The organism is Megasphaera elsdenii DSM 20460 (assembly GCF_003010495.1).
In the GTDB taxonomy this organism is placed as follows: Bacteria; Bacillota; Negativicutes; order Veillonellales; family Megasphaeraceae; genus Megasphaera; species Megasphaera elsdenii.
The window spans coordinates 1,481,274-1,495,286 of sequence record NZ_CP027570.1 but is presented as its reverse complement, the minus strand read 5'-3'; the positions used below and the strand labels follow the sequence as shown (position 1 = coordinate 1,495,286).

General features: G+C 45.8%; 21 protein-coding genes. 2 read left to right on the top strand and 19 right to left on the bottom strand.

The features are described from left to right. Nucleotides 1-3 precede the first annotated feature (3 nt). From C6362_RS07125 to C6362_RS07020, 19 genes are all read right to left on the bottom strand, one after another. Nucleotides 4-1,914: a phage terminase large subunit family protein gene (locus C6362_RS07125; protein WP_014016047.1), complete on the bottom strand. Its 1,911-nt coding sequence runs from the start codon at nt 1,912-1,914 to the stop codon at nt 4-6. Continuing rightward, complete coding sequence (locus C6362_RS07120) at nt 1,911-2,429, bottom strand: hypothetical protein (protein ID WP_014016046.1); 519 nt, start codon at nt 2,427-2,429, stop codon at nt 1,911-1,913. The genes C6362_RS07125 and C6362_RS07120 overlap by 4 nt, the downstream gene beginning before the upstream one ends. Before the next feature lie 520 nt (nt 2,430-2,949). After that, the gene (locus C6362_RS07110; protein ID WP_014016045.1) at nt 2,950-3,393 is read right to left on the bottom strand and encodes a hypothetical protein; all 444 of its coding nucleotides are present in this window, start codon (nt 3,391-3,393) and stop codon (nt 2,950-2,952) included. Then, nucleotides 3,390-3,824, bottom strand: coding sequence for a hypothetical protein (locus C6362_RS07105; protein WP_232501499.1), 435 nt, complete (start codon nt 3,822-3,824; stop codon nt 3,390-3,392). Before C6362_RS07105 ends, C6362_RS07110 begins: the two co-directional genes overlap by 4 nt. Nucleotides 3,825-3,841: 17 nt before the next feature. Beyond that, the gene (locus C6362_RS07100; protein ID WP_014016043.1) at nt 3,842-4,036 is read right to left on the bottom strand and encodes a hypothetical protein; all 195 of its coding nucleotides are present in this window, start codon (nt 4,034-4,036) and stop codon (nt 3,842-3,844) included. Between the two features lie 9 nt (nt 4,037-4,045). Then, nucleotides 4,046-4,237 carry a hypothetical protein gene (locus C6362_RS07095; protein ID WP_014016042.1) on the bottom strand — a complete coding sequence of 64 codons (192 nt, stop codon included), beginning with the start codon at nt 4,235-4,237 and terminating at the stop codon, nt 4,046-4,048. Between the two features lie 225 nt (nt 4,238-4,462). Beyond that, on the bottom strand, nt 4,463-5,305 hold the full coding sequence (locus tag C6362_RS07090; RefSeq protein WP_014016041.1) for a rolling circle replication-associated protein: 843 nt from the start codon (nt 5,303-5,305) through the stop codon (nt 4,463-4,465). A gap of 239 nt (nt 5,306-5,544) precedes the next feature. Continuing rightward, nucleotides 5,545-5,982, bottom strand: coding sequence for a hypothetical protein (locus C6362_RS07085; protein WP_014016040.1), 438 nt, complete (start codon nt 5,980-5,982; stop codon nt 5,545-5,547). A 12-nt stretch (nt 5,983-5,994) separates the two neighbouring features. Next, the gene (locus C6362_RS07080) at nt 5,995-6,546 is read right to left on the bottom strand and encodes a hypothetical protein (RefSeq protein ID WP_014016039.1); all 552 of its coding nucleotides are present in this window, start codon (nt 6,544-6,546) and stop codon (nt 5,995-5,997) included. Next, entirely contained in the window at nt 6,533-7,627 is a 1,095-nt protein-coding gene (locus tag C6362_RS07075; protein ID WP_014016038.1) for a ParB/RepB/Spo0J family partition protein, read from the bottom strand. The genes C6362_RS07080 and C6362_RS07075 overlap by 14 nt, the downstream gene beginning before the upstream one ends. Next, a complete protein-coding gene (locus C6362_RS07070; protein ID WP_014016037.1) occupies nt 7,624-8,367 on the bottom strand; it encodes a ParA family protein in 744 nt (247 codons plus the stop codon). Before C6362_RS07070 ends, C6362_RS07075 begins: the two co-directional genes overlap by 4 nt. A gap of 153 nt (nt 8,368-8,520) precedes the next feature. Further along, the gene (locus C6362_RS07065) at nt 8,521-8,742 is read right to left on the bottom strand and encodes a hypothetical protein (RefSeq protein WP_014016036.1); all 222 of its coding nucleotides are present in this window, start codon (nt 8,740-8,742) and stop codon (nt 8,521-8,523) included. 2 nt (nt 8,743-8,744) lie between these two features. Continuing rightward, nucleotides 8,745-9,011: a hypothetical protein gene (locus C6362_RS07060; RefSeq protein ID WP_232501504.1), complete on the bottom strand. Its 267-nt coding sequence runs from the start codon at nt 9,009-9,011 to the stop codon at nt 8,745-8,747. A gap of 233 nt (nt 9,012-9,244) precedes the next feature. Further along, on the bottom strand, nt 9,245-9,526 hold the full coding sequence (locus C6362_RS07050; RefSeq protein ID WP_014016034.1) for a LysM peptidoglycan-binding domain-containing protein: 282 nt from the start codon (nt 9,524-9,526) through the stop codon (nt 9,245-9,247). Nucleotides 9,527-9,541: 15 nt separating this feature from the next. Continuing rightward, nucleotides 9,542-9,802 (bottom strand): hypothetical protein, encoded by a 261-nt coding sequence (locus tag C6362_RS07045; RefSeq protein ID WP_014016033.1) that lies wholly within the window; start codon nt 9,800-9,802, stop codon nt 9,542-9,544. Nucleotides 9,803-9,816: 14 nt separating this feature from the next. Then, the gene (locus C6362_RS12170; protein ID WP_255411275.1) at nt 9,817-9,951 is read right to left on the bottom strand and encodes a hypothetical protein; all 135 of its coding nucleotides are present in this window, start codon (nt 9,949-9,951) and stop codon (nt 9,817-9,819) included. Between the two features lie 102 nt (nt 9,952-10,053). Next, complete coding sequence (locus tag C6362_RS07040; RefSeq protein ID WP_014016031.1) at nt 10,054-10,551, bottom strand: helix-turn-helix domain-containing protein; 498 nt, start codon at nt 10,549-10,551, stop codon at nt 10,054-10,056. 537 nt (nt 10,552-11,088) lie between these two features. After that, the gene (locus C6362_RS07025) at nt 11,089-11,394 is read right to left on the bottom strand and encodes a hypothetical protein (RefSeq protein WP_232501498.1); all 306 of its coding nucleotides are present in this window, start codon (nt 11,392-11,394) and stop codon (nt 11,089-11,091) included. A gap of 63 nt (nt 11,395-11,457) precedes the next feature. Beyond that, nucleotides 11,458-11,658, bottom strand: coding sequence for a helix-turn-helix transcriptional regulator (locus C6362_RS07020; RefSeq protein WP_041647139.1), 201 nt, complete (start codon nt 11,656-11,658; stop codon nt 11,458-11,460). A 175-nt stretch (nt 11,659-11,833) separates the two neighbouring features. Here C6362_RS07020 and C6362_RS07015 point away from each other — a divergent pair, with 175 nt between their 5' ends. Together C6362_RS07015 and C6362_RS07010 are read left to right on the top strand one after the other, a co-directional pair. Beyond that, nucleotides 11,834-12,448 carry a helix-turn-helix domain-containing protein gene (locus tag C6362_RS07015; protein WP_014016027.1) on the top strand — a complete coding sequence of 205 codons (615 nt, stop codon included), beginning with the start codon at nt 11,834-11,836 and terminating at the stop codon, nt 12,446-12,448. Nucleotides 12,449-12,484: 36 nt separating this feature from the next. Then, nucleotides 12,485-13,915, top strand: coding sequence for a DUF4041 domain-containing protein (locus tag C6362_RS07010; RefSeq protein WP_014016026.1), 1,431 nt, complete (start codon nt 12,485-12,487; stop codon nt 13,913-13,915). Nucleotides 13,916-14,013 lie beyond the last annotated feature (98 nt).

Genomic DNA, 14,013 nt, shown 5'->3' with positions numbered 1-14,013 from the left:
CTCCTACCAAATGTTCGTCTGTTTGCTGACCCGTCGTTTCCTTGCGGGCTTAGGTGGTTCTTTTCTGACAACCGCTTCCTGCGCCGGCTGTTTCATGATAGTTTGCAGTTCATCCCATTGCGGATTGACCGACAACATGCATCCCAGGTTGTAGACTCGAAGATCCAGAGGTTCGTTTCGGACACCTTTTGTTGGCTGCCATATCTCTCGAATGCTGCCATATCGTCTTATCTTTACCTTTCGTTCAGACATAATTCCTTTGAAGTAGATTTCATCATATCCCCTATTTTGCAAGCCTTCTTGGTCTTCATCCAATGGAAAATGCATATATTGTGCTCCTGGTGATTTAATGGCCAGGCGGTTCATGACCTGCTGTTTGCCATCGTCGACACCGAGGATGACCAGTGGTATCGTCGTCCCCGATGCCTTCCCGATTTTGTAGTTCAGCGGAATTCCTGGGCGATTGCTATATCCTTTGATGGCAAATCGCTGTTTAATGAAATTTTTTTCGCAATAGCGATAAACATGACCGGTATAATGACCGCCAGAGTCGATGAAAGTCCGGACGATTTTCAACCCGGTCCCGTTTTTAAACCGGTATACATGTTCAAGTATTTTATCTAGTTCACTCCATGTTGATTCCCAATCTGGTTGCCCTAAGATAATTCCCTTGCGGATTCCCCACGACTCTTCACCGGCTCCCCAGCCGCATACTTCATATTCCAGTCGATTGTCCTGGGTGTCGACGGCTGCCGTCAATAACAGCACGCCATCGGGCAATTCTGCTCCATATGCTTCCCGGCGTCTAAGAAAGATTGTTTCATCCTCGAAAGCGCCTTGTTCATGATAACTTTCTCCAAAACGGGTATTAACAACAACCATTTCTCGCTCTGGATTTCCCTTGGCTTCCATCCACTCCCGCATAATATCATTCCAGCCAATCCAAGGAGAGGTAAAGGCATTAATAAAAAATGAGCGTATCCCATTAAACAATGCTTTGGGATTTCGGGCCACATACATCTGTTTCGCATTTCTCATTTGTTGTTCTGTAAACTCAAATCCACAATCAGGGCATCGCCATTTTACGCCATGAACAATTACCTGACGGCGCCCGCTTTTATCACGATGTTCCTCCGCATCTGTTATCATATCCAAATAACGAATCAAGTGCCATTCGCCACAATTAGGGCATTGATGCTGCCATTCTTCTTGCGTGCCTGCATTGTATTCAATTTCAATCCGGCTATCGCCCTCTATAGTTGGTGTACTAAACAAACCCATGACATAATTCCAGAATGTCGTCATACGCTTACTAGCAAGATCCACCGGATCGCCTTCATTTCCAGCTGATTCAGGAAAACGGTCTACTTCATCAGCCAACAGAATCCGTACCGGCCGGCTGGCCAGTCCGGCCGGGCTGTTAGCTCCACACATGACCAGTCGGCCGCCTGGGAAGAATTTCGACAGAATCGTGTTGTTTCCATCCCTGGTTTTAGCCGTCTTATCCCCGGCCCGCTTCACATCGTAGAACAACGAACTCAATACGGGCGTGTCGCGGATCATGGGAGCAATACGTGATTTGGAATAATCCTGGGCCATGTCTACTGTAGGCTGTATCATCATAATGGATGCCGGGTCCAAGTGGGCAAAGCGCCCGATGACGTTGTTCATGATGTCTGATTTGCCAATCTGCGCCGCCGACTTGACGACGACGCGATGTACGCCGGGTTCTGTGAAGGCATCCATGATGGCCCGTTGATACTCGGCCCGTTCCGTCCGCCATTTGCCCGGCTCTGACGAAACGCCGGCCGACAAATAGCGGTATGTATCCGCCCATTCGCTGACAGACGTCTTCGGCAGCGGTTTCAAGCCGTGGCGGGAAATATATTGCCACAATTCTTTCGCTGACTTCATGGTTCATCCTCCTCTTCTACTTCTTCATTGGTGAAGAGATCTGGATTGTATTCACTCAGCTCCGATAGCTTTTCTTCCAATTCTTTTGTCAATCTGGCGTAAATTTCTTCTTTATTTTTTCCTTCCAGCTGTGGTGCCAACTTTGTCGGCAGTCCCAACAGCTGCGTCCTCAAGTTAGACAACATTTCCGTTATGACTAATTCAACCGTTTTGGCACTGTATACACGGTGTTCCATCTTGGCCAGGCGTAATTCAGCGATTTCCCGCTTCGTCTTTTCATGCCGGGCTTTTTCGGTCATATAGTCGATGTCTTCATCACCACCGCTTCCTTTGGTGGCGTCTTTGTAATTGAGGATGGATTGTACCAAAAAGACGCCGCCACTCTTGTCTTTTTCATCGCGAATGACGACGCCTTCCTGGATTAACTGAGAGATTCTAGGAGGGGTTAAGCCGATTGCGTCGGCCAGCGAACGCTGAGTAACCGTGATTTCACGGGCTTTCCCACGTACTTTCATGATGTCCTCCCTCCTCTCTGACTTAACATTTTGGTTGGTTTCTGCGAACGCATGGGCTATATAAATAAATCATACCCCGCTTCACATAAAACCATTTGAAAATATAAATTAAGGGCTGAATTTTACTAAAATCTAGATTTTTTTTGGGCTCGCCTCGGTGAGCGCAAGGCTTTTGTTAACCCAGAAGAACCTAGTCAAAAAAAATCCAGAAATAAAAATTTCCGGACTCATCGAATCAAAAATCTTATTTTCCTCAAGTTGACCAGAAACCTTCGCAAAACCTTTCTGTTTTGTATCCAGCGTCTCCAATGCGCACAGCATACAGGCAAGGTACATCCTGTGCATTGACCCGTGGCGCATGACTGCTGTCCGGGTAGTACAACACCCCGTCTATGTGGACGGGGTGCTGCTCCTTGCGTGTCTATCTATTCTTGAGGGGTGAAAACAATCATGTGCTCTATGCCATTCCCATTGCTTCACATATACACTATACCACAGGTCCAACCTGAACTACCATGAACTAGCATGAACTAATTTTATTTTTTTTGAAGATTTTGTCGAATTCTTCCAGCGCCTGGGCACGCAGTCCGTTTTCCTTGCGCCGAAGCCAGCTGTCTGAGCAGATTCCTTCGCAGGCTTTTTCCCAGGTTTCGTGCCACAAATAATGCCGCTTCATTATCGCCTGCATCCGTTCGTCATCCATACATTCGACGAGCTTCTTGAATTCCCATGGGCGGTTTACGGTCTGAAGGTATTCACGTAACATTTGGTCGCGTTTGTCCAGAAATCCGATAATCCGGTCTTCCATTGCGTTCCGCCCGTTCCCGCCGCTGACTCGCGGCTTTTCATAATCAATGGCATTCAATGCCAGCAAGTCGTGTTGGATCTGACTGATTTCTTTCAGCAGCATGTTGGCTTTTTCTTCCGACTCATAGACCAGTTTGAGATACTCTGTGCTTGTCACGCTACCCCTCCCTTTAATTTCTGTGCCGGCGTTTCCGCTTCAATGTCCAGCGTCATCTGCGCCCGCTTTCCCTTGATGAATAATTCCGCTTCCTTCATAGCGCTTCGCACGGCATTGTCCAGCTCCATCCAAGCTCTAGCATAAATCTTTTCCGTCTTGAATGTAGCGACTAATCCGTCATCGCCGTGCATCGCTCCGGCTAATACGTAATTATCGACGCTGTTGTCCCGGTTGTATTTAATTACGATGTCTTCAATCTCCCCGTCGCATACCGCGGCAAAGCAGGTGTCCGCATTGGCCATAACTTGAAAAATATTTTCCATGGCTTTATACAGCTCTGGCCGGGCCAGTTCTTTGCTTTTCAGTACATATTCCCGCGGCGCTTCTTTTTCGTTTTCGATGTATCCGATTCGGACAACATTACTGCGCACGCAAATCTTGTGGATGATCATAATTTCACCTTGCTTTCGATGAACGTAATGTGCACCTTGAATCCGCAGATAGTCGCAATTTCTTCCAGCGCCCGCTTCAACAGCATCCGGCGTATACGATACCTACGGTTCTTCCGCTTCTCCTGCCGCTTCTTCTCAACCCGGCTGATTGCTTTTTCCGCTGTCGGGTCTTGGTAGTGTTCACTGTTCATTCGCCTCGCCTACTTTCCGAAAATCTTTTCCGACACTTCGTTCATGTCAATATCTTTCTCTATATGCTTCTTCGGTCGTCCTGCATGCTTCTTGGGCTTCACTGTCGTTTCCAGATTGTCCACGATGCGGCCGCCCGTCAAAATGTCCAGAACTTTTTTCACGGATTCGTCGTCCCCGGTAATGCTGATATGCACTTCCATCGTCTCACCTCCTATTCCTTGCGCGCGCCTGCATCCCCGTAAAGGGTTCGTAAGTAGGCAACGCACTTCGTTCGTATTTCTGCCGCCCTGGCCCCGTGATGGCGCTCGTAATGGCAGCGCTCACAAAGCGTGACGGTTTTATTGATTTCATCCGATTTATAAATCCCGCACGGCTCATGGTGCATCTTTTCCCCGTCGTCGATGTAGCTCCCGCAGACGATGCACTTATACCCGTCTCTTTCGTGTACGCTGTCGTTGAGCCGTTTTAGTTTGACTCCCCGGAGGCGTACTCTTTTTGTTTTTGCAATATACGTCGCTATCCCTCCTCGTCATTTTTACCGTGATATGCCAGCCCGTCAATTCATTGAACGTACTGCTGGCTTCGATGAATTCATAGCCAGGATATAATTTCTCCCATACGTCACGGCAGTCGGTCTGCCCGGCCAGTTCTTCCAGCTTGCGGTGCGTAAAAGCCCAGTCTGTTTTCGTGACTTTCGGATTTTCCAGATTCCGTGAACAAATATATGCGTTTTCGAACTTCTCCTTATCGCGGGCTTCCTTCATGATGTATTGACAGAGCCGCTGCATCAACTCTTCATCGTCTATCCGCAACCGGCTGGCATTGCTCAGGCCATTGCCCCAAACATCTTCCAGCTCATTGCGGTCCAGGCCCCCGCTGATGATCATGTGAAAATGAATATTCGTTCCCTTTCGTTCGATGGCCCCCATATACTTTGCCGAGGGAAGCCCCGCTTTTTTACGCCGACGATTCACGCGCTTGATGAAATTGTGGAAGTCTTTCTTGGCATCCTTCACGTTGTCCCGACGGTGAAGCGTGTCATAGGTCAATGTCAAATAAACATCGTCTCCCGTGAAATTCGTTTTTACTTTCTGGCAGAATGTCCGCAATGCCTTCTTTTTATTTCGGCGTACTTGATCCGGCGAAGACAGGTTGACTTTCTTTTCTCTCATCTTCTTTCCACGTTTCCCCATATCGGGAACTTCAAACAAATCCGTTTCAAAATATCTTTTTCCGCAGAAATATTTCACATTACGAACAAACCCCATGGTCTCACTTCCTTTCCAGGTGGCACTAAATATAACGCCTACTACAAGCCCCAATGGGCCTGTGGCCCATCACTTTCTTTATATACATATATATGGAAAAATGGAGACGCTCGAAATGAACGTTTCCATTGTCCCTCTTCAGTTTAAGATGTGGGCCAGAATATAAATAAATCCGCCCCAAAATAAAATACTGATGATAATCATGCCCCGCCATACCATGGCCCTGAGTTCATGATCTGTTACGTGCATTGTGCTTTCCATTCCTTTCGTTCTTTGCTGTTCATCCATGTCGGATAGTCCATGTGGTGAAGTTTCGCCTGTTCAATATCGAGGCCCAGCGGCGATAATGGCTTCTTGAGTTTGCGCCGGGGTGCGGGCTGTTCCTTCCCATTCCCATAGCACATCTTTTCTTTCCATTGCTTATTTGCCTGTCGTGACAGCCGCTGCTTTTCTGTATGCAAGATATTCCTTGCAATATTCCCACATTCATGGCTGCACACATATGGCGATGTGTAATGCTCCAGCGGCCGTCCACATACGATACACTTCTTTAGTTTCTTTCTCGTCTTCATGCGCCGCCACTTGGTATATTCATCTAAGATGCGATGCCGGCATGATTCGCAATACTTCCCATTTCCCTTGGCCTGGAATTCCCGGCCACAGCAAGGACAAATCATAGTTCCGCCCCCTTATCCATAAATCTTTACTTCTCCGTACTTTTCTTCGCAGGCAATCAGTCCCGGATATACCTGCCCACATTCAACGGCCATACATTTCATAAATTCTTCAATCCCCGGCTCTCCATCGCGTATACAGCCGGCATAGAATTTAATTTTATGCTGAATCGTTTTGAGCCGCTGCGCCCCGAAGCCAAATAATTCATGAATCGCCAGGAACAGGTGAATGTACGATGCTTCGACGCTGGCCATAGCCGACGTCCGCTGATAGCGCCCATTCAAGCCCACTCCGGATATGATCCAGTTGATGAAGTCCCGTTCCAGCCGTTCGCTGACCCCTAATTTTTCCATTTTCTGCCTCATCGCAATGAAGGCCGTCCCCTGGAATGTAGGATCATTTTTTATTTCCTGCCTGTTGTATTCATTGCACTTCATTTTGATTCGTTCCAGCCGTTTCTGGCCGAAGCCATAGTCATCATGAAGGGCCATGAATACGAGTGTTGCCGTTGTCGTTTCACCGGCATTGCTTCCGATTTCTAAGTTTCTCTTCTTACTTTTCTGCATGTCCTCTCACCACCTTCATCTTATCAACCAGCTCCAGCAGGTAGTCCAACTGCTTACACATACCGCTGGCGGCCCGCTGCATGTTGGTTATCATCTGCATCTGGGTGTACGTACCGTTCTTTGCCAGCTCTGCATAGTCTTTTATACACCGATGTTTAACCATAATATTGCTCATGGCCTTTTTGTATTCTTTTTGTAGCTTCTTGTATTCTTTTGGCAGTTCCATGTCTTCTACCCGTGTGGTGGGTTCATTTTTTGTTGGCGCTTCTTCTGGGACTTCTTCGATGTCTTCCGCTTCATCATCGGTGGAAATAGCTTCCGGATCTTCTTCGTCTGTTTCCGGTCTTTCTGCCTGCATGGCTTCTTCTTGTACAGCCGCTTCCTGAATCGGCGTTTCTTTTGATGCCGGATGGAGGAAGTCCTCGATAGATTTCAGGGTAATTTCATCGTCATCCAGGTGCTGTTCATAGAAATCTTTCTGCCGGTCCGGCGTTAATTTAGATAATTCATAGGCCGCCGAAATGCCAAGTTTTCCCGATTTCATCCAATCTGCGTAATATTTCCTCAGGTTGTTGGAAATGGCTGAATATCTTGCAATATTGGTCGTGCTCTCATGCAGTGTTTTGGCAATCGCGTCGCGCTTTCGGCCGTTGATTTGATTCGTCATGACGCCGTATTTGAACAGGCTGTTGAGCTGTTTATACTGCTCGACCCGTTCCCAGGCAGTCAAGTCCCGGGACGTACTGTTCGTATCGATAAGCAGCAGTTGATTTCCGTAATGGTCCGTAGAGATTTCGCAAGGTACGGTATCGGGAATCCCCACAGTCTGCTCTTTCAGCAGCTCTTTGACGGCCTTGCACCGGCGATGCCCGGATACAATCAGGTACCGTCCGTCTTTCATCGGTTCGACAATCAAATTCTGACGGACGCCGCCGGCGGCGATAATCGAGTTCTTTAATTCTTCTACATCGCCGACGATATAGAAGTTATCTGGATTCTCTACGAGCAGATTGACCGGAATCTGTTTAATAGTTCGGTCCTTGTCCTTGTTGACGAGGCCCATGTTTTCCATTAAGCTCATTCTTTCACCTTCTTTATGATTTCATTGGCTAATTTTCTATATTGCCATGCTGGTTTGAGTGTCATACCGAGTTCGGCCAGCGGCTTGCACATCAATGTACTGTCGATGATCCAGCGGCTCCGGCTGATTTTCGTATCGAAGACAGGGAAGCTGGCTCTTAGCAGTCCTTCCGCTTCATCGCTCAGCGTCGTCCGTTCGTCATGCGTGATGAGCACGCCCAACAGTTGGAGAGCCGGATTGATTTGCAGGACGTCCTGAAGCTGTGTGTCGAGTTCCACCAGCCCCTGGCTGGAAAAGGCGTCCAGCCGCACTGGGATGACGATAAAGTCCGCAATGCTCAGCGCGTTAATGGTCAGCATGTTCAGTGCTGGCGGGCAGTCGATAAGGACAATATCATATCCGCTGCCGATGTCGGCCAGAGCATCGACGGTCTTGCTTTCGTAATAACTGCGTTCCAATTCATACAAATCCATATTTCCCGGCATGAGCGACAGAAACGGCCAGTCCGTGCCGATGATTTCTTTTTCCCGCATCCCGCACGGAGCTGACTGGTCGTACCGTTTGTAGAACTGTGTCAGATTTCCTTGCGGGTCGCAGTCAATCATGAGTACTTGCGGTGCCTGGCCGCGATGACTGCCAGGCACGTGACGCGTTCGTTGTGTGGCATAAAGGTGGGCCAGGTTCGCCGTCGTTACCGTCTTACCGACGCCCCCCTTTAGGTTGTAAATAGCGATTTTCATGTGGTTTCTTCCTCTCTGAATAGCGGCAACTCCATAACATCTTCCCCATGAACCACGGGCAATCTTCGCAGTGGTCCTGGCAGATGTCCCTTTTATATTTGCGGCAATAGATCCAACTGTGCGTCGGCTGGCCGCATAGCGGACACGGGTCCATTAGTATACCGTCCCTTTGACGATGTTGTAATGAGCGCAATGACCGTCTTGCCAGCGGATGCAGGGAAAGCCATCTTTGTAATACATTTCCTCGGCGTACCCGTGCCAGTGTCCGGCATGGATTTCTTTAGTCGCCAGCTTGATGGCCGCCTGGGCAATGTCTTGATGGACGTTACGGTTCTGCATCCGCCGGAACCACTTGCTTTCATCCTGTTTTTTCATGGCTATTCCCTCATTTCACAGGCGTATTTCTTTTTGATTTCGTTGAGGATATCGACGTATAACATCATCCAACGTTTTTCATCCAGTTCATCGCCGAATCCGTGTTGGTTTTCGATATCCTGCTGCATGATCATCAACGTGTCCAGGCTCAGTGCCGGCAACACCTTCTTGATATAGTCGGCGACTTCATAGACGATGTGTGTCTGCCGCCCCAGGGCATAGCGCATAGCACAGCAGAGTATTTTTTCATAGGCTTCGTCAACCGGCATAATATTCACGTTATTTTCCCCTCCTTGGCGTCGAAGCTATCGGCGCCCAATACTGAACCTCTTGCATTGTGACAAGGCGGATTTCCCCGTCTACAATCCAATGATCCATACAGAACGTTCCTATTGCAACAAATTCCCAGTCTGTGCCTACGTTCATTGCGACAAGTACCCTGCGATGCGGGGCCGGTAATTCGTAGCGTGTGTCTACCCATTTCATGATTTTCGCCTGCCTTTCAAAAATTAATGACTAACCGCTGCCCTGGGCGGATGTCGTCATTACTATTGATATCGTTATTCACGCTGATTTCATAGATGACTTCACGGATATCCATACCGCGTTCATCCGCGATGGGCCTGGCGATTTCCCACAGTGTTTCCCCCTGGTCCACAATGTGAACTTGGGCATCTTCCTGGGCTTTCACGGTTTCTCCCAGTGAATGTCCTGCATACAGCCCGACACTGCAAGCCACCGCCAGGGCAAGTAAAAAACGTCCAATATGCCTTTCTCGTTTCATCGATTTCCCTCCTGTTCACGCTAATTCAATGCCCGGAAATACGTCGTCATAGACGTTCTTCCTGGTCATACCGATACGATTAATAGCCCGTTCGCGAAGCCAGGCAATCATGCTCGTACGCTCAAAGACGTACGTATGCCCTTCCCGGCAACATGGCGCCCCTTCATAGATCCATTGATCTATGATTTCTTTACTGCGCCCCGTGACTTCCGCCAATTCCTTGCGGTTCCACGTCAGTTGGTCGCTCAATTTCATCGGCTCCAGCTTCTTTTCCATACTATCGCCCCTTTTTACTTCCCCATCATGAATATTGCGATATTCAAAACGAGGATTAAGACGTTAATCGCGGTGATTCGCTCCGCTTTTTTATTGATTCGCTCCGCTTTTTTATTGATTTGCTCCGCTTTTTCATTGATTTGCTTCATTTCGGCCCATGGCCCGTCATTTATTTGATTTCCCATGTGGTTTCCTCTCTATTGCGGCTTTCTTCGCTTCGTGCTACAATATCTGTAGACTTATTTTTGTGTTCACTTCCCGCATAAGAGCCGTTCGGTTGCCGCCGAGCGGTTCTTTTTTTGTGTCCGTTTCGGACAGGTCAGATAGAGCGTCAATCCTTTTCCGGCTAAATCAAAGATTTTCTCTACAATGGGACTCAGATCCCTTTCTTCGGCCATGGTGATTTTGTCATCACAGCAGATACGTTCGAGCCGGATGCAGTCGCTGTTCGCATCAGCCAGGGCTACATGATACTGCATGGCCCCGGCCGCGACGCCCGGCAGTTTTCCGATTTTCGGCAGGATCAGCCTGCCTACTGCCGATTCTTTCGACAAATACGCATAGCCGAGGCACGGATTTTCAAAGACCTGCATCATGCCGGCAACCATGTCGTCGCCTGGCAGGATTTCCCCGCTTTCATACTTTGCGTACGTCCTTACGGACACGTTCAGCGCTTCCGCTGCCTGCTCCTGCGTCATTCCCGCATCTTTGCGGGCTTTTTTGATTTCAATCCCGAACCTTTTACTCATGTTCATCCATCCCCTTTCCGCTATAATGAAACTGAACATCAAAGGAAACGTTCCATGTCGCTGGCATCATACGCGTCTATGACGTCGATTTTATCTACAATCTCTCCGTCGTTTGCGTTTATGACGGCCAAATATACACCGCCACCAAATGTACGGACCAGGTAATTATGAATGTCCACGAAGGTCAGGTTTCCACCTTTCGGGCTCTTGAACTGCGTTACCATGGTTCCCGTGCAGTCCCGAGTATTTTCCATTATTAGTTTTCTCATAATATCACCAGCCCTTAATGCGGCCAATTCAAACAGTATACGTCTTGCTTGGCCTTTTGTTCGATATGGTCCAGCCAGTCATCAGCCATATCCGGATAGGTATGGCGGCTCCCCCCTCTAAGTATGCTTTTGGCTAGTCTTTCTACTCCGGCATATATGAAGTACGTATTTGGCGTTTTAGAGGGATTGAGTCGAAGGTCCATGTAATACCTGTACGCCGCGTCATATACTTCTTGTCGAAGTACCTTAATTGTTGTCATGCTGTCCATTATGGGTTTCCTCCCATATAATTCGTTAATCCCGTCCAGCCTTTCTTGGCCGCATATTCATCAAGATCTTGTTTGGCTTCGGCCAATGTCATGCGCAACATCATCTGTTTCATCCGATGCCAACCGCCACCGGGTGTACGCTGATAGCAAATTGCGTATGGTTGACCGCCGATAAGCGGCATAGCTCGATAATGCCAGCCACGGCTGTCTACGTATTCGTTGTAATGTTTCATTTTCTCATCTCCCTTAACTTCATCAATCCTTGTATGTTTTCCCTTATCTGGCCTCATATTTAGCTTCATCATTTCCCCCATTTTTTCTTTTTTACAATTTTTAGTTACATTTCATAACTTTTCAAAATAAAAAAATTAAGTATATAATTCTTCTATGCTACACTTAAGTATTTTTGCCATTATTGGCATAAAATCAGCAGTAAAGCGGCGATTGCCATTTTCGTAATGATTATACCCAGAAGATGAACTGAGTCCTAATGCTTTAGCCATTTGAGCTTGTGTAATATGAAGTTCTAATCTTCTCTTTTTGATAAACTTTAGATTAACCTTTGGCATTGTATCACCTCCTTATGATAGTTACGTTTTGTAACTTCCTATATCGTCATTATAATTTACAAAATGTAACTTGTCAATATGTTTAGTTATAAATTATAACTTTAATTGATTTTACAATTTGTAACTACTATAATTGAACTAAGTTACAAATTGTAAATATTGAGAGGTGATAAATATGACATCTGGGCAAAGAATTACAAAGCTAAGAAAAGAGCAAAACTTACAACAAAAAGAAGTCGCGGCCGCTATAGGTATGAATCGTATCGTCCTTAATAGAATTGAACTGGGTAAACGGCCTTTGAGGGATGACGAAGCTGTCGCACTAGCTGATTTTTTTCATGTCACAACGGACTATTTGCTAAAAGGAGTTACTACTCAACCTAGAAATAAAAAAGGTGTCCGAATCCCTGTTCTAGGGCGCGTCGTGGCTGGCATCCCCATAGATGCTGTCGAAGAAATATTAGACTACGAAGAAATTAGCCCGGAACTCGCCGCAACAGGCGATTTCTTCGCACTGCAAGTTAAGGGTGACTCAATGGAACCCACTTTGCGCAACGGCGACATCGTCATCGTCAAAAGACAGCCAACCGTAGATTCTGGAGATATTGCCATTGTTCTCATAAATGGAAATGATGCCACTGTCAAAGAGATAAAAGAAAGTCCTGCTGGCATCACACTCATCGGTCATAATGTCGCCGTATATACGCCCCACTTCTACTCCAACCACGACATTGAATCGCTCCCCATTCAGATTATTGGCAAGGTGGTAGAAATGCGGCGTAAGTTTTAAAATACAATAAATATAAACACAAGGGAGATGTAATCAATGAAATTACCTACCAATTTTAAAGAAGCGCCTCTTTATTTCAGTCCTTTATTTATGGTTATTCTAAGCGCTTTTTCACTCGCATATGGAATTCCTTTAATTATTGCATTGGTTCTTGTTTATTTGCGTCATAAAAAATATCGTAGTATTGAAATGACTGAATTAATTCAATTAGGTGATATACGGGAAAAAATATCATCTGAACAACAACATTTAATAGACCTTCAAGAAGAATATTCTCAACGTGTCGCTGATTATAACAACCAGTATAAGGAATTGGAAAATGATTATAAAAAGAAAGAATTTTCTTTGAAAAAAAGATATGAAGACTTATCTCATCGCCTTGCTGCTGAATCAAAAAAAGAACAACAAGCTCTTGATGCGGTCTGTAATGCAGTGGATAACGCATTGGTTACTTCTGAAATAGATTCTACTCTTTATGATCAAATATCTTCTGATGAAATAAAAAATAAATTATCTTTATTTTCAGCTGAGGAAAAAGATTTGCAAAAAAATGATGGGGCCATCATTTTTACTGGCAGCGCCAATGAACACACTAAATCATACCTGAGAAAACAAAAAAATCAATTATTGCGCAGTTTCAATACGGAAACAGATAATCTTATTGGTAATGTAACCGTTCGTAATATTGATTCAATTCGTCAGAAAATTATCCGATCTTTTGAAGCTCATAATAAACTTTTTTCCATTGATAACGTCCAATTAACCAAGGCTTTTCTTAAAATAAAACTTGAACGGATGAGCTGTTTGTACGAATATCAAAAAAAATTACAAGAAGAAAAAGAACTTTTCCAAGTCAGAAAAGAACAACTTCGTGAAGAAGAAAAAGTACGTCATGAAATGGAAATGGCTAAAAAGAAGATTGAAAAGGATGAAGCTCAATTTAAGCATGAAATCGAACGCACTATGAAATATTTACAAAAAAGTTCCATGGACGCAGAAAAGCAATTATACCTGGATAAAATTAAGGAATTGAATGAGAAATTAGAAAAACTTACTCAAGAAAAAGAAAGTCTTGCGCAACGCGAAGCCAATGCCAAAGCTGGCTATGTATACATCATTTCAAATATAGGTTCATTTGGTGAAGATGTTTATAAAATCGGCATGACACGTCGGCTGGAACCAATGGATCGTATCAAAGAGTTGAGCAGCGCTTCTGTTCCTTTTGAATTCGATGTTCATGCTCTCATCTTTTCTGATGATGCTCCTGCATTGGAATCTTTGCTTCATCAGCATTTCAGGGACATGGAAGTCAATAAAGTAAATCATCGAAAAGAGTTTTTCAAAGTAAAATTGTCAGAAATCGAAAACCTTGTTAAGGAAAAGTATGATAAGGCCGTAACCTTCGTAGAAGTCCCCAAGGCGGAAGAATATCGTGAAACACTAAACATAGCTCAATCGGCATCTTAAAAAGAGCCGCAACAACAAAACCCGCCTTCTACACATAATAGAGGCGGGATTCGTTTAATCTCGATATATTATGAATAAATCCGTTCAAAGGAGGTTAT